The organism is Pseudomonas sp. IT-196MI5 (assembly GCF_949767415.1).
Classification (GTDB): Bacteria; Pseudomonadota; Gammaproteobacteria; order Pseudomonadales; family Pseudomonadaceae; genus Aquipseudomonas.
In genome coordinates this window covers 1-320 of sequence record NZ_CATKPZ010000072.1, presented here as the reverse complement: position 1 = coordinate 320, position 320 = coordinate 1, and the positions used below count along the sequence as shown (strand labels likewise).

The 320-nt window shown below is 64.7% G+C and carries 1 protein-coding gene; it reads right to left on the bottom strand.

All coding sequences use genetic code 11. The annotated features are described in order from the left end of the window. On the bottom strand, window positions 1–320 hold a 320-nt coding region (locus tag ACM6IK_RS25705), incomplete at both ends, for an NAD(P)(+) transhydrogenase (Re/Si-specific) subunit beta (RefSeq protein WP_414876542.1).

Here is a 320-nt window from a genome sequence, read left to right as displayed (position 1 = left end):
GCCCAGCCGGAGTAGCTGTTGAGCATCGACACCACGACCGGCATGTCGGCACCACCGATCGGGATGATGATCAGCACGCCGAGCACGAAGGCCAGGGCCAGCATCACGGTGAAGGCGGTGTAGTCGCCGGTGAGCATGAAGGTCACGCCCAGGCCCAGGGTGGCCAGGCCCAGCAGCAGGTTCAGCTTGTGCTGGCCGCTGAACTGGACCGGTGCCCCCTGGAACAGGCGGAACTTGTACTTGCCGGCCAGCTTGCCGAAGGCAATGACCGAGCCGGAGAAGGTGATTGCACCGATGGCGGCACCGAGGAACAGTTCCAG